This window comes from Rhizobium sp. P38BS-XIX (assembly GCF_012641435.1).
Lineage (GTDB): Bacteria > Pseudomonadota > Alphaproteobacteria > Rhizobiales > Rhizobiaceae > Rhizobium.
Window position 1 is genome coordinate 212882 of record NZ_JABAIJ010000008.1, and the last position, 16291, is coordinate 229172.

A 16291-nucleotide genomic window follows, 5' to 3' on the forward strand; every position below is an offset into this window, starting at 1 on the left:
GATATCCAAACGATGACCATGACTCAGACGCGTCAGCGCCCGCTCGTCATCATGGAGCAGGTCTCCAAGGTCTTCTCCAACGGCACGCTGGCGCTCTCGGGCATGTCGATCAATGTCGAAAGCGGCGAGTTCATCAGTCTTCTCGGTCCGTCCGGATGTGGAAAATCGACGGCCTTGCGGATCATTGCCGGGCTCGGCGGCGCCTCCAGCGGTAAGATCGATTGGCCGAGTTCGCGCATCAATGCAAAGGGTCTGCCGGAGGGTGACATCAGCTTCGTGTTCCAGGAGCCGACGCTGCTGCCATGGAAGACGGTGTTCGGCAATGTTCATCTGCCGCTGAAGCTGCGGGGCGTGTCGAAGGCGGCGGCGCGCGAGCAGATCATGGAAACGCTGGCCACTGTCGGTCTCCAGGACTTTGCCGAGGCCTATCCGCGAGAGCTTTCCGGCGGCATGAAGATGCGGGTTTCCATCGCTCGCGCACTGGTGACAAAGCCGAAACTGCTGCTGATGGACGAGCCCTTCGCTGCGCTTGACGAAATTACCCGGCAGAAGCTGAACGACGATGTTCTCAGCCTATGGCAGAAGACCGGCATCACCGTCATCTTCGTCACGCATTCCGTCTACGAATCCGCCTATCTCTCCAACCGTATCGTCGTCATGAAGGCGCGGCCGGGCCGTGTCCATACCGATTTTCCGCTGCAGACCAGCGGCGAGCGCGATCCGCTTTATCGCTCGTCCGAAGAATATCGTCAGGTGTGCGAAAAGGTATCCCGCTCTCTGATCGAGGCCATCGGCTGGCAGGAGGTCCATTGATGAGCGAGAGTACCAGCCTGTCGGCCACTCTGCCCGCCAAACCGGATGAGGCGCAACCGATCACCACCGCCGCCACGCGCAGCCTCGAACGCACGCTGGGTGTCTTCGTGCCGGTAGTAACCGTTGTCGTGCTTCTCCTGCTCTGGCAGCTTCTGGTCGTCGGCGCCGACATCCCGCAATATATCCTGCCGAGCCCGATTGCTGTTGCCAAGGCGCTTGTCTCCGACTGGGGCATTCTTTGGCCTGCTCTGTGGGTCACGACGGAGATCACCTTCATATCACTGATCCTGGCACTGATTGGCGGCGTCGGTTTTGCTATTTTCCTCGTCCAGTCTCGCTGGATCGAGCTCGCCTTTTATCCTCTCGCCGTCATTCTGCAGGTCACGCCGATCGTCGCGATCGCGCCGCTGATCCTGATCTATGCGCCAACCCGCGAAGCGGCCCTGTTGATCTGCGGCTTCCTCGTTGCCTTCTTCCCCATTCTCTCCAACATGGTGCAGGGATTGAAGAGCGTCGATCACAACCTCCTCAATCTCTTCGATCTCTATGGCGCATCACGCTGGCAGGCATTGCTGCATCTGAAATTGCCGGCTGCACAGCCCTACTTCATGACCGGGTTGAGAATTGGCGGCGGCCTGTCGCTGATCGCCTCTGTCGTCGCGGAGTTTGCCGCCGGCTCTGGCGGTCCGAATTCCGGGCTCGCGTTCCGCTTGCTGGAAGCGCAGTACCGCCAGAACATGCCACGTCTCTTTGCCGCTCTCTTGCTGTTGTCGGCGCTGGGCGTCGCCATCTTCGCTCTTACCTCATTCATCTCATGGCTGAGCCTTCATCGCTGGCATGAGAGCAGCCTCAAGCGGGAAAACTAATGTCCCACGCCTTCATGTCGCCACCGAATGCCGCCCGCTTCGTGCTGAGCAATGCCACAGTTCCCGCCGTGACGCTCTCCGGCTTCAAGGCCGCTGCCAGTGAAGGTCTCGTCAAAGCCGATATTGTCGTTGCCGATGGTCTTGTCAGCGATATCCGCGCCCCCGGTACGGCGCCGGCCGAGTATGCCAAGGTCGATATGCGCGACGGCATGGTCTGGCCGACCTTTGCCGACATGCACACCCACCTCGACAAGGGTCACATCTGGGAGCGGCGCGCCAACCCCGACGGCAGCTTCATAGGGGCGCTCGATGCCGTTCGCACCGACCGTGAGGCCAACTGGTCCGCCGAGGATGTCCGCAAGCGCATGGAGTTTTCGCTGCGCTCGGCTTATGCCCATGGCACCGGCCTGATCCGCACCCACCTTGATTCACTGGCACCGCAGCACCGCATTTCCTTCGAGGTTTTCACTTCTGTTCGCGAGGCATGGAAGGACAAGATCGCGCTCCAGGCCGTCGCCCTCTTTCCGCTCGACAGCATGGTGGACGATGCCTTTTTCGCCGATCTGCTTCGCGTCGTTCGGGAAGCAGATGGCCTGATGGGTGGAGTGACGCAGCTGAACCCGGAACTCGACGCGCAGCTGGATAAACTGATCCGCGCAGCCGCCGACAACGGCCTCGACATCGATCTGCATGTCGACGAGACGGAAGACAAGCAGGTGCTGACGCTGAAGTCGATCGCCGAAGCCGTGCTTCGCAACGGCTTTACAGGCAAGGTGACCGCCGGCCATTGCTGCTCGCTTGCCCGACAGGACGAGGATGTCGCGCGCAGCACCATCGATCTCGTCGCCAATGCCGGGATTTCCATCGTCTCGCTGCCGATGTGCAATATGTATCTTCAGGACCGCCACCCCGGCCGCACGCCGCGCTGGCGTGGCGTCACCCTTCTGCACGAGCTTGCCGCCGCCGGCGTGCCAACAGCCGTCGCCTCCGACAATACCCGTGACCCATTCTACGCCTATGGCGATCTCGATCCGGTCGAGGTGTTCCGCGAGGCTGTGCGCATCCTCCATCTCGACCACCCGCTGGATACGGCGGCAAGGGTCGTCACCACCTCGCCCGCAGCCATTGTCGGCCGCCCGGATATCGGGCGCATCGCCGTCGGCAGCCCGGCCGATCTCGTGCTTTTCAGCGCAAGGCGCTGGAGCGAATTTCTTTCCCGTCCGCAGTCCGACCGTGTCGTCCTGCGCAAGGGCAAAGTGATCGACCGCAGTCTGCCGGATTATCGTGAACTCGACAGCGTCATTGGAGCCTGACATGCCGGATTATCAGCGCATCAAGAAAGAACTCGAAGGTATCGCCATCGAAGACAATCCGGCGCTCGTGCGCCAGAAGAGCCGCGATTTCTACTGGTATTCGCCGATCCTGAAAGCTCAGCTCGACACTGTGACGGCCGATCTCGTCGTCACGCCGAAGACCGAGGAAGAGGTGATCCGTATCCTGAAGGTCGCCTATGCGCATGACGTACCGGTCACGCCGCGCGGCGCGGGCACCGGCAATTACGGTCAGGCGATGCCGCTGTCCGGTGGCATCGTGCTCAACCTCGCCGCCATGAACAAGGTCAAGGAGATCCATCCCGGCCGTGTCATCTGCGAGCCTGGCATCGTCATTGCCGAACTCGATCGCCAGACCAAGGCCCATTCGGGGCAGGAGTTGCGTTTTCACCCCTCGACTGCGCAAACGGCGACCATCGGCGGCTTCATTGCCGGCGGTTCCGGCGGCGTCGGCTCGATAACCTGGGGTGGCCTGCGCGATCTCGGCAATATCCTGCGGCTGCGTGTCGTGACGATGGAGGCGGAACCCCGCATTCTCGATCTCACCGGCTGGGACCTGACCAAGGTCAGCCATGCCTATGGCACCAACGGCATCATCACCGAGATCGAAATGCCGCTGGCACCGGCCTATGACTGGGTCGACGTGCTGGTCAGCTATGACGACTTCATGGATGCCGTACGCTTTTCCGATGCGCTCGCCAAATGCAACGGCATTCTCGTCAAGGAAATCGCGCCGATCGCCGCGCCCATTCCGTACGACTATTTTGCCCGCCACAAACCCTATATCCGGCAGGGGCAATCGATCGTCGCGCTGATGATCGCGCCGCATGCCATGGACCCCTTCATCGCCTTTACCCGGCAGCAGAAAGGCGAGATCACCTTCCGCTCCGACAAGGTGGAAAGCATGAAGGGCATCCCACACGCCTATGAGCTCGCCTGGAACCACACGACCCTGCGCGCCATCAAGGTCGATCCGTCGATCACCTATCTACAGGTTCAGTATCCGGGACCGGATCACGTCGCCAAGGTCCAGAAGATGGTCGAACTCTTCGGCGACGAGGTGCCCGGCCATCTCGAATTCATCAAGTTCGACGGGCAGATCCAGTGCGCCGGCCTGCCGCTAGTGCGCTATACATCGGAGGCACGGCTCGAGGAGATCATCAGGATTCACCAGGATCATGGCTGCCCGATCTTCAACCCGCATCGCTATACGCTGGAGGAAGGCGGCATGAAGCAGACGGATGCCGTCCAGCTTGCCTTCAAGAAGGAGACCGACCCGAAGGGCCTGCTCAACCCTGGCAAGATGATCGCCTGGGACGATCCGAATTTCGACTTCAAATCCGGCAAGAACTATCTCTTCCCGGGCCTTGCGGCGCTGATGGAGGCCTCATGAAGGTTCTCGTCCTTCATTCCCATCCCGTCGAAGAGAGCTTTGGCGGCGCATTGCATAGACAGACGATCGAGAGCCTGAAGCGTGCCGGACATGAGGTCGACGACTGCAACCTCTATGAGGAGGGTTTTGATCCCGTCCTGTCACGCCATGATCGGTTGATCTATCACGACTATCCGGAAAATACCGAGACGCTGAAACCCTATGTCGAACGCTTGGAACGCACCGAGGCGCTCGTGATCGTCACTCCGGTCTGGAATTTCGGTTTTCCGGCCATCCTTAAAGGCTACTTCGATCGCGTATGGCTTCCCGGTGTCTCCTTCGAACTCGTCGATGGCAAGGTGCGCTCCAAGTTGCAGCATATACGAAAGCTCGGTGCTGTGCTGACCTATGGCGCCGACCCGTTCCGCGCCTTCGTCGCCGGCAATCCGCCGAAGAAGATCGTCAAGCGCGTGCTGCGTGCGCAGATCAAACCGTTCGCCCCCATCGTGTTTCTCGCCCATTACGACATGAACCGATCGACCGATCTGACCAGACAGCGGTTTCTCGACAAGGTGCGCCAGAAAATGACGACGTTCTAAGGCGCCGCCTGAACGGCAACCACAGCCCTTGGCGACCGCCTTCGGTTTTACGCGATCACCGGATATCCAAGCCGGGTGGCATAGTCGTCCAGCGACTTCAGCCGCTCGTAATCGGTGTCACTCAAAACATGGATATTCTTGAGCGAAAGCATATTGCGGGCCTCAGCGAGTTGCGGTGAAGCAATCGCTGCAAAAAGTGCGCTCCGCAAAAGGCCAACCTCTTCATCGGAGGCATCGAGCCTCGTGATGAAGGGCAATCCCGGGCCGGAAGGCGTCTCCGTCAGGATCTTGATCCCGTCCAGCCTCTGTGGGTCGAAACGCGAGATGTTTCCGAAGGTGACGCAATCGATCGCCGCAAGATCGGCATCGCCGGTCTTGACGGCAGAGAGACTGGCATCGTGACTGCCGCTTTGCAGGACGGAGGAGAAATACTTTCCCTCAGTTGCGTGGGGCGCGATCAACGCGCGAAGCAGATTGTAACCTGAGTTGCTCTCTGTCTGATTGATGGCAACCCTGGCCCCACGAGTGTCCAGTATATCCTGATATCGGCTATCGTCTCGAACGATGACGAAGCTGCGCATATTCGGCCCTTCGCATCCCGGATAGCCGTATTCGGGTGTCGCGACCAGACGCACGCGCCCGCGCAGCTTCGATACGTAAGGATATCCGCATGTCTGAGACAAAACGAGGCCGGGGCTGAGCCATGCTTCATCATAGCTGACGGATTGGTCCAGAGCCTCGGGCACATCGCCCAAGCCATCCGCTCGAAGCCTGTCACGCACAAAGAACCAGAGATCCTCCGTCGCCTGCTGAAGCGGTGCGAAATTGGCGTACATCTGGATGCTTGCAATGGTCATCTTGTGTCTCTGGCTAAGGGATTGAATGCGACGAAGTTGCCGACAGCCTCATCATGTCTCGGCCGCTTTTGCAACCTCGCTTAGCGACACCGAATCGCCGTCTTCAGACGCAGTGCCGACACCGTCACAACAGACTTGGCCGGCGATACAATGCGTTACAAAAACACACCTATCCGGACACATCCCTTATTCATGGCGCTGTTCAACTGACGGAACACTCAAACACGCACTCGTGCGATTTTTAGAAAGGCAATCCGATGAGCATGTCCAAAACCCGCATTCTGTCCCTCACGCTAGCCCTGATCGCCGGCTCCATCACGGTCAGCCCGCTCGCCGCTGCCGAGCAGGCACTGAAGCGAACCGACCTCGTGAAGGGCGATGTCGATGCGGCAGGCTATGAGGTCGTGCAGGTCCTCGTTGGCTTTGCACCGGGCCAGACCGCCGGAAGCCATCACCATCCCGGCGTTGAAATCGCCCATGTGACGAAGGGAACGCTCGAGTACAGCCTTCAAGGCAAAGCACCAGTGATCGTAAAGACGGGTCAATCCCTTTATATCCCGTCGGGCGTGGTCCACTCGGTTCGCAATGTCGGTGATGGCGAGGCAACAGAGCTTGCCACCTATATCGTACGCAAGGGCGAGACCTTGCTCGTGCCGGTCAAGTGAGCCCCAAGCGCGCGGCAACCCACAAGTCGTCGCGCGCTTCGCTGGGAGGGGTGCACATCGACGACGCGAGCGCGCGGATCGTCGCAGGTCATTGACCGGCGGCCGGTTTGGCACAATTGAGGGCTGGAACGAACGACTGGAGATATCATGGCCGCCCCAACCTCTTCCGCCACTCCCGAAGCGACGCTTGCAACTCAAGCCTGGTGGAAGCGCGCCGTCGTCTATCAGGTCTATCCCCGGAGTTTTTCCGATGCCAATGGCGATGGCATCGGCGATCTGCGTGGTCTGATCGATCGCATCGATTATCTCGCCTGGCTCGGCATCGACGTCATCTGGCTTTCTCCCGTCTATCCCTCGCCGCAAGACGATAACGGTTATGACATCAGCGACTATCGCGACATCGATCCGTTGTTCGGCTCGCTTGCCGATTTCGATGAGCTGATCGAAAAAATGCACGCGCATGATATGCGGCTGCTGATGGATCTGGTGGTCAACCACACGTCGGACGAACACCCATGGTTCATCGAATCGCGCTCTTCACGCAACAATCCGAAGCGCGACTGGTATTACTGGCGGGATCGCAAGGCCGATGGCTCTGCGCCCAACAACTGGCAGTCGCGCTTTTCGGGGTCGGCCTGGGAGCATGACGAGGCGACCGATCAATCCTATCTGCATCTTTTCTCACGCAAGCAGCCGGATCTTAATTGGGAAAACCCGGAACTGCGCGGCGCCGTATACGACATGATGCGCTGGTGGCTGGATCGCGGCGTGGACGGCTTCCGCATGGATGTCATCAACTTCATTTCCAAGGTTGATGGCCTGCCGGACGCCACTGGAACAGGCCCGTCGAGCGATGGTCGGCAGCACTATATCCACGGTCCGCGCCTGCTGGAATTTCTGAGCGAAATGCGACGCGAGGTTTTCGACGGCCGCGACAAGGTCCTGTTGACAGTCGGCGAAACGCCGCAAGCGATCGTCGACCATGCGACAGCGCTGACCGATGAAAAATCGGGTGCGCTCAACATGGTTTTCCAGTTCGCGCACATGCAGGTGGATCAGATCGGCGCGACACGCTGGGCTCCGACCGCGCTGGAACTCCCCAAGCTCAAGGCCGTCATGGGCCATTGGCAGGATGGACTGGCAGTTGCCGGCTGGAACAGCCTCTACTTCAACAACCACGATCAACCGCGCGCGCTTTCTCGCTGGGGCAATACCAGCCGGTACCACGTTCAATCGGCCAAGGCGATCGCGACGATCCTGCATATGCATCGCGGCACGCCCTATGTCTATCAGGGTGAAGAGATCGGCATGACCAATCCCGAACTGAAAACGGTCGACGATCTTCTCGATATCCAGTCGCGCAACTACTACCTCTCACGCATGGCGGCCGACCCCGCGCAGGATTCGGAAGCGTTAATGCGCATCGTCAGGCCGATGGCACGCGACAATGCCCGCAGCCCGGTTCAATGGGATGCCGGCACCAATGCCGGCTTTACGACGGGCACGCCGTGGATGGCCATCAATCCCAATTACAAGACGATCAACGTCGAGACCGAAAAGGCAGATCCGAACTCTGTCCTGCATCACTACCGGCATTTGATTGCGTTGCGGCATGAGAACGATGTGATCGCCTATGGCAGTTCAACGCTTGAAGCGCTCGACGATCCACAGCTCTATATCATCATTCGTGCCCTGGGCGATCAGCGTGCGGTCATGCTCGCCAATGTCTCGTCCGAACCGGCGATGGTCGATGGCGCCGCCTATGCATCAGCTGGTCTCAATCTGGTTTCGAGCAACTATGAAGACTCCCCTCGGCAGCCGGAAGCGGTGAAGACGTTGCGGCCCTGGGAAGCGCTGGTGTTCCTCTCGCCTGCACGATAGGCCGCGATATTCCTTGTCCGATGACCTTCTATGGGTTGAGCCCCATTCTCAACTATGGCATCGACGATGCGAGCGCAGATTGAATGAGGTATAGTGATGACGAACGATGCCATCGAAAAAATCAGCACCTGGTACATCGACCCGGATGCAGAAGATAAAATGGCTGATGGTCACGCCCCGATTTGGCGTCACCTGATAGACATCATCGTTGAGCGCGACCTTTCGTCGAAAAGCGTGCTCGACTTCGGCTGCAATCAAGGCGGGTTGTTGCGTCATCTCTATGCCATGCGCCCTTTTCGCAAGGCGCTCGGCGTCGATATTGCAGAAACGTCGATCGCCAAGGCGGAAGCGCTGAAGGGCAACTTGCCTGTCCAGCATGAGGTTGCCGGCAGACTCGATGGATGGATCGAGGAATTCGACCTGGCGATCAGTCACGAAGTGATCTATCTCGTGCCCGATATCGCCGCTCACGCAGCCGACATCTTCAAAGCGCTGAAATCAGGCGGCGTCTACTATGCCGTGACGGGCTGCCACACGGATAATCCCCTGTGGCCAAAGTGGCGGGAACTGGTGGCAAAACGCACCAACACGGTCGTTCAGGACCGCTCAATCACCGACTACGGCCGCGCCTTCGAGGCCGCCGGCTTCAAGGTCTCGGCGCGTAAGCTTGAATATGACGGCTTCATCCCCTTTGTGGCCGATGGCTGGACACCCGATTTTGCCGATGCGCTGAACTATTATTCGCAGACCAAAATCGTCTTCAGGCTCGTCAAGCCGTAGTTTCGCGAAGGCGAGCGAGTTCGACGTCGAAATGCGGCGGGCTCTCTGCAGACATCCGCACGAAACGGCCTTTGACCCGGAAAATCTGCTGGACGAGTTCCGTCTCAGCCAATTCGTCGGGTCGGCCGTCAAAGCGCAGCTTGCCTTTTTCCAGAAGCGATATGCGATCGCTGACGGCGATCGCCTGATTGATGTCGTGGATGGCCATCACAACCGTGACACCCCTCTCGCGGCTGAGGCGATGGACGAGATCAAGCACTTCGACCTGATAACCGATATCGAGAAAGGAGGTAGGCTCGTCCAGCAGCAAAATACCTGCCTGCTGAGCAAGCGCGGCGGATATCCATGCCCTTTGCCGCTCGCCTCCCGAAAGTTGCTGGAGGCTGCGATCGGCAAGCGCTGAAAGGCCGGTGCTCTCGAGCGCCCAGTCGATCGCTTTCTCGTCTTCCGGTCCATAGGAGCCGAACAACCCCACATGCGCATAGCGCCCCTGACGCACAAGCTGCGCAACGGTCATTTCGTCGGGGGCGGTCGGTTGCTGCGGCAAAAAGGCGAGCTCACGCGCCAAGACGCGGCGAGACATCGAGGCGACCGGCATATCGCCGACCACTGCTTTGCCCTTTGCAGGTTTGATAAGCCCCGCGAGCGCGTGAAGCGCCGTGCTCTTGCCGGAACCGTTCGGTCCGATCAGAGCCCGGACTTCTCCTTTTTCCAAGGTCAGGCTGAAATGATCGAGCGCCGTTCTTTGGCCATAGACGACCGAAAGGTCGAAACAGGATAGGGACATTTTTCGCCTCATGGCGTCTTGCGCAAAAGAAAGAGCATAAGCGGAACGCCACAGACTGCCGTGACGACGCCGATCGGAATTTCCTCGGCTTGTCCAAGCAGGCGGCCGAGAAGATCGCACAGCGTGACCACGACAGCGCCCAACACGATCGTCAGGACGAGTGAGACTCGGAATTCGCGACCGGCCAGGAAACGAGCGAGATGAGGCACGATCAAACCGACGAAAACAATTGGGCCGACGGCGCCAACGGCGCTGGCTGCAAGCATGCAGGACACCATCAGCGCGATCGAGAATTGCCGGCGATAGGCAAGGCCAAAGGAGCGCGCAACGACCGCGTCGAACTGAAGCAGCTCAAGCGGGCGGACAATGACGGGCAGCATCAGAAGGCCGATGATCGTGAACGGCAAAAGGAAGATTGCATGGCTCCAGGTGCGGGCATACAGGCTTCCTGAAAGCCATTCCAGAATGATCTCGATGCGCTCCGACCCCCAGCCCGCAATCAGTCCGACGGCAACCGCATGCAGCACAGCGCCAATCGCCACACCGCACAGCGTGATGCGGATCGCGCTGAGACCGAGGCGAAACGCAAGCAGGTATATCACGCCGCCTGCAAGCATTCCGCCGGCCATGCCTGCGGCGGGCAACCATTCGATTGGCAATTGAACGAGTGTATTGGTGTTGGTTCCGGGATGGACATAGACCGTCAGCAACAGAAAGAGCGTCACGGATAGTGTCGCCCCCTGCGACACGCCCATCAACGAAGGATCCGCAAGCGGATTTCGTGTGATCGACTGAAGCAGATAGCCGGCGAGCCCGAAATTGATCCCAGCGAGAATACCGGTGACGATGCGCGGCAGTCGAATATCGAGGATGATGGTTCGCGCCTCCGCGGAACCGCCGCCCGTGAGAACGGAAGTCACATCATGCAATGGAATATCCGCCACACCGAAGACGATCGCAGCAGCCAGGGACGCGATGCTGAGGATGGCGAGGGAAGCAATCATGCGCATGCCGGGTGCCGGTCGGTGGAGCATCGCGGAAGTCATCACTGCCCCCCGGCCAGATCGAGCCGGCCTTTCTGGACAAGATAGATGAAGATTGGACCGCCGATGAGCGCCGTGATGATCCCGACGGGCAATTCCCGTGGCAGTGCGGCACTGCGACCGATGACGTCGGCGATCGTGACGATGAAGGCGCCGAGCGCCGCGCTAAGCCCGATCTGCAATCCGACCGTTTGTGGTTTGAGCAACCGGGCAATATGCGGAGAGGCAAGACCGACAAACGCCACCGGACCTGCGATCGGCGCGACCCCCGCGACCGGGATGACCGCGAGGACCAGAAGCAGCGGCTTCCAGACGGACAATTGAAGCCCCATTGCCGCTGCGGCATGGTCGCTCAGCATCAGCATTCCAATGACGCGCCGCAGGATCAGCGCACCCGCGAGGCCGACGAAACACCAGGGCAGCATGTAAAAGAGATGAGACCATGTTCGCCCCTGAAACCCGCCGGTCAGCCAAAAGAGCAGCGAGGCCGATTGCGGTCCGGTCAGCAAGAGCACGTAGGTGGTGATCGCCCCCAGAAATAGCGAGACGCTGATGCCGCCAAGCGCAAGCTGCAGCGGACGTGCCTGGCCGCCGCGTGAGACCCAGAACGTAACCGCCGCCGCCGACAGGCCGCCGACAAGGCCGACGAACGGATAAAGCGCTGGTGAAATGAAGGGAGCGAAGACAAGACAGCACACGATAGGCGCCACCGCACCTGCGGTCACGCCGGTAATGCCGGGATCAGCCAGCGGGTTGCGTGTCAATGTCTGGAGAATGTAACCGGATACGGCCAAGCCCGCGCCGCTGGCCGCCGCCGTCAGACTTCGCGGCAGCCGGAGGGTCCACACGAAGATCGAATCGATCTTGCCGTCGGGATGCAGGAGTTCGCGGATTGCCGTCGCCGCAGACATGGGCCGGGTGCCGAGAAGGAGCCCCACGAACACCACTGCGGCCGACAGGATGATGAGCACCCCGATCGTCAGCGCCGATTGCCGTGGGCTCATATCCGCCGTCACCGTCGCTCAGTTCTGCAGTTCCGCCGGGATCATCTTGGCAGCCTCGGCGTGCACATCGACGGCCGGGAAAGCATCCGGATAGAGATAGTGGGCTGCTTCACGAAGGACCATTTGACGAGCGATCGGACCATTCGTCTCGACCCATTCATCACCGACGTAGTAGACATGATTATTCTTCACCGCCGAAAGCTGCGACCAGATCGGATTGCTCTCGTGCGGACGATCCGGTCCGGAATCGTAGACGAAGATCACTTCCGGATCCTTCTCCAGCAGGCTCTCAAGGCTGAGATCCACGCCGAATGGACCACCGGGCGTCTTCGCGCCAACAATATTATCACCACCAAGCGCAGCGACGATCGAAGCGGCGGTATTTTCGGTATGGAATGCGAATGGTGTTGCGCCGCCCCACATGATCACGAAGCGCGGATGGTTGTTCTTGGGCGCTTTGGCGACATAGTCGGCGAGATCCTTACGGAAATCGCTGTTCAGCTGCTCACCGCGTTCCGGCTTACCGAGCAGCTTTGCCAGTTCCGCGATTTCGCGATCGCTTTCGTCGAGAAGTTCCATGTTGTAGGCAACATAGGGCGCGATGTTCTGAAGTTGCGCGGCGTTGCCGATGGTGTAGCGACGAATGGCGACGATCAGGTCCGGCTTTGCTTCTGCGGGGAGTTCCAGATTCGGCTTGGCACGTTGACCGACCTGCTTGAGTTGTGAGGTGAGCCCCAGCAGATAAGCCGGTTCGCGTCCGGCCGTCATGTAGGTGGTCGCAACCGGTTTGATGCCCAACGCAAACGCGACGTCATCGGCAAAGTAGGAAATCGACGCGATCCGCTTCGGCTGAGCCGGCACTTGGACGCTGACGCCACGATCATCGACAACGGAAACGGTTTTTGCGTCCGCAGCGAACGCGGCTCCTTGCGAAAGCATCGTGACAATACCGACCACCGACGCAATTGCGTATCCAACCTTCGCCATTGCAAACCCTCCTATTGACTGCCTCAACAGGACTTAGTCAAAAAAGATGATTTTAACAATCATGATTTTAGATCGGGCGATAAACGATTGCCGCTATGGATCCCACTTCAAGAGGCGGCAACCCGATCAGGTCGCCGCCCTATAGATCGACGCGTAGAGATGACCCGCGGCCATGCCGGGACAAATCCAGCCATCGCTTGAAGCAGATCAGCCCTGCAGCAGGGCGTTGACAGCATTGGCGGCTGGCTTGCCGTCAAAGGTCGTGACACCCTTCAGCCAAGGGGTTACCACATCGGGATGGGCCTTCAGCCAATCCTTCGCGGCGGCCTTCGGCTCTTTGCCGTCGTTGAGAATGCCGTTCATGATCTGGTTTTCCATGTCGACCGTAAAGCGCAGGTTGGTCACGAATTTCGTGACGTTGGGACACTCGGCGCCATAGCCGTTGCGGATATCGGTGTAGACTTCGGCGCCACCATAGTTCGCTCCGAAATACGCGTCGCCGCCGGCGAGATAGTCGATCTTATAGCGGGTGTTCATGGGATGCGGCGCCCAGCCGAGGAAGACGATCCATTCATTGGCCTTGGTCGCCTTCTCGACCTGCGAGAGCATGCCCTGCTCCGACGATTCGATAAGCTCCCAATCCTTCAGTCCGAAGTCGCCCTTGGCGATCATATCGAGGATCAGGCGGTTGCCGTTGTTGCCGGGCTCGATTCCGTAAATCTTGCGCCCGAACTTGTCGGCGAATTTCTGCAGATCCGCAAAGTCCTTTACACCGGCGTCGGCCACATATTGCGGAACGGCGAACGTATATTTCGCGCCTGTCAGGTTCGGGCCGCTCACCTCGATCGACTTGTCGTCCAGAAACGGCTTGCGGTCGGTTTCCATGCTGGGTTGCCAGTCGCCGAGATAGACGTCGATCTGCTTGTTCTTCATGCTTGTATATGTCACGGGAATGGAAAGAAGCTTGCTGTCGGGCGTGTAGCCAAGCGCCTCGAGCAGCGTTGTTGCAACGGCCGTTGTCGAGGTAATGTCGGTCCAGCCGACATCGGAAAAGTGCACCGTTCGACAGCTGTCAGGCTCGGCCGCCGCGGCGACGCCGATCATGAAGGCCAGTCCGAAAGTTGATCCCAGAATTTGTTTCAGCATTGATGTGTTCCCTGTTTTGGTTTCTGTTGTCATGCACTGCGAAACGAAAAAGGCGGCTCACCAAAGTGCGCCGCCCGTGAGCTGGATGTTCTCCATTGTGATGCCTTTTCCACCCTCGCCGCAGAGAAAGGCAGCGAGGGCGGCCACCTCATCGGATTGGATGAGGCGATTTTGAGGATTTTGGCGGGTAATGTCCGAGATAGCGTCCTCGACCGTTCTTCCCCTGCCTTCGCGCTCGACGAGTTCCCGCACATTGTTGCGCATCAGCTCGGTCTCGACCCATGTCGGGCTGATCATCACGCAGGTGACGCGGTGCGGGGCGCCCTCGAGCGCCACGCACCGCGTCAGGCCGAGCAATCCCGATTTTGAGGCGCAGTAAGCCGGATTGTCCTTCCAGCCGACACTCGCTGCCGTCGACCCGATATTGATGATCCGACCCCATTGTCGTTCGATCATGCCGGGAAGGCACGCCCGCGTCATCCGGAAGGCGCCGGTCAGGTTGGTGTCGATAATCCTGAGCCAAAGTTCATCCGAGTGTCCGCAAACCGGCTGCTCACTGGTCATGCCGGCAGAGTTGACGAGAATGTCCGCCGGTCCGCAGACGGCTTCCGCCTCACGTATGAACTGCGCGATCGTATCGGGGTCTCTCACGTCGAGATGGCCGAAATAGACGATGCCGCCATATCCAGAAAGGCGTTCGCGCGCTTCGACAATATGTTCGGATTCGCGAGCGATGGCCTCACCGTTTTTCCGATCAGCCAGCGCACGGGAGCCGACGGCGATCTTTGCGCCCTCGGCGGCGAGAGCCTGCGCGATTGCGAGACCTTGGCCGGTCAGTCCGCCGGTGATGATAGCGCTGCGACCTTCCAGCTTGTTGGTCATGCGCGGAGCAACTGTTTCAGATCGCTGGATGGATCGGCAAGCGTCGACGGATGCGGATTGATGCCCAATTCGAGCATCTTCCTGCCCAGGAGATAGGCCGTCGCGTCGTTCAGCGCATCGACCGACAGGAACACTCCTTCTTTGAAATACCAGACCGAGTAGGTTCTCTCGCGGCTGCCGGGACGCACAAGTGTCTGATCGTAGCCGAGATTGAAGCCGGCAATCTGCAGTTTGACGTCATATTGATCCGACCAGAACCAGGGCTTCGGCCGATAGGGTTCGGTGCCGCCGGCTATCACTGCGGCGATGGCCTCGGCTTGATCGACGGCATTCTGCACCGATTCAAAGCGGATACGACCGCCCTGCCAGGGAAAGGAGGCGCAGTCGCCGGCAGCAAAGATGGATGGATCGGACGTCCGGCCGAATTCGTCAACGACAATGCCGTTTTTGACGTCAAGCTCGGCAGCATCGGCCAGTTGATCGTTCGGAAGTACGCCAATTCCGACGATAACGCAGTCGAGATCGATCACCGAGCCATCGGATAGCTTGGCGGCACAGACATGGCCATCCTTGCCGATGAGGTGCTCGAGGCCGGTCCTTTCGCGGATGATCACGCCATGGGCCTGATGGATCGATCGCATGATGTCGGCCGTTTCGCTGGCGGACGTCCGCTGGAGGATGCGGTCGGCCATTTCGATCACGGTCACGTTCAGCCCGTGATGGCGTGCCACCGCTGCGGCCTCAAGCCCGATATAACCACCGCCGATGATCAATACGCGGCGCCCCGGCAGCATCGCTTCCGCCAGCAGATCTGCGTCCCGCTTGTCGCGCATGACATAGACCCCACGCAACGCGCCGCCGCCGGCCGCAGGCAGTTGGCGAGGCGTCGATCCGGTCGCCAGCAGCAAGGTTCCGTAGTCCAGAACCGCGCCAGTCCCCAACACAACCTGCTTTTTGTCCCGCCGGATTTCCTCGACCCATGTCGAAAGGTGGATGTCGACCCGATTATCGACATACCATTGCTGCGGCCGGAACAGCAGCCGCTCGAAGCTCATATCGCCAACCAGATACTTCTTCGACAATGGCGGCCGCTGATAAGGCAGAACATCCTCCGCCCCGACGATCGTGATCGGACGGTGGTCGTTGAGCGCACGTAGCTTTGCTGCAGCCGCAAAGCCCGCTTGACCGGCGCCAACGATGAGAAGTCTCTCGGCTTTATCCATGGAAAGAGCCTTGTTGCTGGAACGTTTCAACGATTGGCGCAGCGGGACAGGAACC

Annotated in this window: 16 protein-coding genes; 8 read left to right on the plus strand and 8 right to left on the minus strand. The window is 59.6% G+C overall.

All coding sequences use genetic code 11. From position 1 onward, the window contains the following. Window positions 1-12: 12 nt before the first annotated feature. Genes HGP17_RS24485 through HGP17_RS24505 form a run of 5 tightly spaced genes read left to right on the plus strand, consistent with a single transcriptional unit; the run spans window position 13 to window position 4981 of the window. Window positions 13-813, plus strand: coding sequence for an ABC transporter ATP-binding protein (locus HGP17_RS24485; RefSeq protein WP_246704192.1), 801 nt, complete (start codon window positions 13-15; stop codon window positions 811-813). After that, window positions 813-1679 carry an ABC transporter permease gene (locus tag HGP17_RS24490; protein ID WP_246704193.1) on the plus strand — a complete coding sequence of 289 codons (867 nt, stop codon included), beginning with the start codon at window positions 813-815 and terminating at the stop codon, window positions 1677-1679. The genes HGP17_RS24485 and HGP17_RS24490 overlap by 1 nt, the downstream gene beginning before the upstream one ends. Beyond that, complete coding sequence (locus HGP17_RS24495; protein WP_168813055.1) at window positions 1679-2992, plus strand: cytosine deaminase; 1314 nt, start codon at window positions 1679-1681, stop codon at window positions 2990-2992. Before HGP17_RS24490 ends, HGP17_RS24495 begins: the two co-directional genes overlap by 1 nt. A 1-nt stretch (window position 2993) precedes the next feature. Then, a complete protein-coding gene (locus tag HGP17_RS24500) occupies window positions 2994-4403 on the plus strand; it encodes an FAD-binding oxidoreductase (protein WP_168813056.1) in 1410 nt (469 codons plus the stop codon). Continuing rightward, window positions 4400-4981, plus strand: coding sequence for an NAD(P)H-dependent oxidoreductase (locus HGP17_RS24505; protein ID WP_168813057.1), 582 nt, complete (start codon window positions 4400-4402; stop codon window positions 4979-4981). The genes HGP17_RS24500 and HGP17_RS24505 overlap by 4 nt, the downstream gene beginning before the upstream one ends. Before the next feature lie 47 nt (window positions 4982-5028). On the opposite strand, the gene HGP17_RS24510 is transcribed toward HGP17_RS24505, so the two are convergent. Then, window positions 5029-5838 (minus strand): PhnD/SsuA/transferrin family substrate-binding protein, encoded by an 810-nt coding sequence (locus tag HGP17_RS24510; protein WP_168813058.1) that lies wholly within the window; start codon window positions 5836-5838, stop codon window positions 5029-5031. 263 nt (window positions 5839-6101) lie between these two features. On the opposite strand from HGP17_RS24510, the gene HGP17_RS24515 reads away from it, so the two are divergent. The 3 genes from HGP17_RS24515 (at window position 6102) to HGP17_RS24525 (ending at window position 9164) form a co-directional block, all read left to right on the plus strand. Beyond that, window positions 6102-6503: a cupin domain-containing protein gene (locus HGP17_RS24515; protein ID WP_168813198.1), complete on the plus strand. Its 402-nt coding sequence runs from the start codon at window positions 6102-6104 to the stop codon at window positions 6501-6503. A gap of 147 nt (window positions 6504-6650) precedes the next feature. Further along, complete coding sequence (locus tag HGP17_RS24520; RefSeq protein WP_168813059.1) at window positions 6651-8384, plus strand: alpha-glucosidase; 1734 nt, start codon at window positions 6651-6653, stop codon at window positions 8382-8384. A 96-nt stretch (window positions 8385-8480) separates the two neighbouring features. Then, on the plus strand, window positions 8481-9164 hold the full coding sequence (locus HGP17_RS24525; protein WP_168813060.1) for a class I SAM-dependent methyltransferase: 684 nt from the start codon (window positions 8481-8483) through the stop codon (window positions 9162-9164). Here the strand turns inward: HGP17_RS24525 and HGP17_RS24530 are convergent. From HGP17_RS24530 to HGP17_RS24560, 7 genes are all read right to left on the minus strand, one after another. Next, on the minus strand, window positions 9154-9951 hold the full coding sequence (locus HGP17_RS24530) for an ABC transporter ATP-binding protein (protein WP_168813061.1): 798 nt from the start codon (window positions 9949-9951) through the stop codon (window positions 9154-9156). The two genes, HGP17_RS24525 and HGP17_RS24530, sit on opposite strands and share 11 nt — an antisense overlap. A gap of 8 nt (window positions 9952-9959) precedes the next feature. Beyond that, the gene (locus HGP17_RS24535) at window positions 9960-10955 is read right to left on the minus strand and encodes an iron ABC transporter permease (RefSeq protein WP_168813199.1); all 996 of its coding nucleotides are present in this window, start codon (window positions 10953-10955) and stop codon (window positions 9960-9962) included. Window positions 10956-10996: 41 nt separating this feature from the next. Next, window positions 10997-11998 (minus strand): iron ABC transporter permease, encoded by a 1002-nt coding sequence (locus HGP17_RS24540; RefSeq protein ID WP_168813062.1) that lies wholly within the window; start codon window positions 11996-11998, stop codon window positions 10997-10999. An 18-nt stretch (window positions 11999-12016) separates the two neighbouring features. Then, window positions 12017-12985, minus strand: a complete 969-nt coding sequence (locus HGP17_RS24545) for an ABC transporter substrate-binding protein (RefSeq protein WP_168813063.1) — start codon at window positions 12983-12985, stop codon at window positions 12017-12019. 207 nt (window positions 12986-13192) lie between these two features. Further along, entirely contained in the window at window positions 13193-14131 is a 939-nt protein-coding gene (locus HGP17_RS24550; RefSeq protein ID WP_168813064.1) for a choline ABC transporter substrate-binding protein, read from the minus strand. 57 nt (window positions 14132-14188) lie between these two features. Beyond that, entirely contained in the window at window positions 14189-15013 is an 825-nt protein-coding gene (locus HGP17_RS24555) for an SDR family NAD(P)-dependent oxidoreductase (RefSeq protein WP_168813065.1), read from the minus strand. After that, window positions 15010-16236, minus strand: a complete 1227-nt coding sequence (locus tag HGP17_RS24560) for an FAD-dependent oxidoreductase (protein WP_168813066.1) — start codon at window positions 16234-16236, stop codon at window positions 15010-15012. The genes HGP17_RS24555 and HGP17_RS24560 overlap by 4 nt, the downstream gene beginning before the upstream one ends. Window positions 16237-16291 lie beyond the last annotated feature (55 nt).

Coding starts and splice junctions, on each gene's coding strand:
- HGP17_RS24485 (WP_246704192.1), top strand. CDS start 13: ATGACCATGACTCAGACGCGTCAGCGCCCGCTCGTCATCATGGAGCAG.
- HGP17_RS24490 (WP_246704193.1), top strand. CDS start 813: ATGAGCGAGAGTACCAGCCTGTCGGCCACTCTGCCCGCCAAACCGGAT.
- HGP17_RS24495 (WP_168813055.1), top strand. CDS start 1,679: ATGTCCCACGCCTTCATGTCGCCACCGAATGCCGCCCGCTTCGTGCTG.
- HGP17_RS24500 (WP_168813056.1), top strand. CDS start 2,994: ATGCCGGATTATCAGCGCATCAAGAAAGAACTCGAAGGTATCGCCATC.
- HGP17_RS24505 (WP_168813057.1), top strand. CDS start 4,400: ATGAAGGTTCTCGTCCTTCATTCCCATCCCGTCGAAGAGAGCTTTGGC.
- HGP17_RS24510 (WP_168813058.1), bottom strand. CDS start 5,838: ATGACCATTGCAAGCATCCAGATGTACGCCAATTTCGCACCGCTTCAG.
- HGP17_RS24515 (WP_168813198.1), top strand. CDS start 6,102: ATGTCCAAAACCCGCATTCTGTCCCTCACGCTAGCCCTGATCGCCGGC.
- HGP17_RS24520 (WP_168813059.1), top strand. CDS start 6,651: ATGGCCGCCCCAACCTCTTCCGCCACTCCCGAAGCGACGCTTGCAACT.
- HGP17_RS24525 (WP_168813060.1), top strand. CDS start 8,481: ATGACGAACGATGCCATCGAAAAAATCAGCACCTGGTACATCGACCCG.
- HGP17_RS24530 (WP_168813061.1), bottom strand. CDS start 9,951: ATGTCCCTATCCTGTTTCGACCTTTCGGTCGTCTATGGCCAAAGAACG.
- HGP17_RS24535 (WP_168813199.1), bottom strand. CDS start 10,955: ATGATTGCTTCCCTCGCCATCCTCAGCATCGCGTCCCTGGCTGCTGCG.
- HGP17_RS24540 (WP_168813062.1), bottom strand. CDS start 11,998: ATGAGCCCACGGCAATCGGCGCTGACGATCGGGGTGCTCATCATCCTG.
- HGP17_RS24545 (WP_168813063.1), bottom strand. CDS start 12,985: ATGGCGAAGGTTGGATACGCAATTGCGTCGGTGGTCGGTATTGTCACG.
- HGP17_RS24550 (WP_168813064.1), bottom strand. CDS start 14,131: ATGCTGAAACAAATTCTGGGATCAACTTTCGGACTGGCCTTCATGATC.
- HGP17_RS24555 (WP_168813065.1), bottom strand. CDS start 15,013: ATGACCAACAAGCTGGAAGGTCGCAGCGCTATCATCACCGGCGGACTG.
- HGP17_RS24560 (WP_168813066.1), bottom strand. CDS start 16,236: ATGGATAAAGCCGAGAGACTTCTCATCGTTGGCGCCGGTCAAGCGGGC.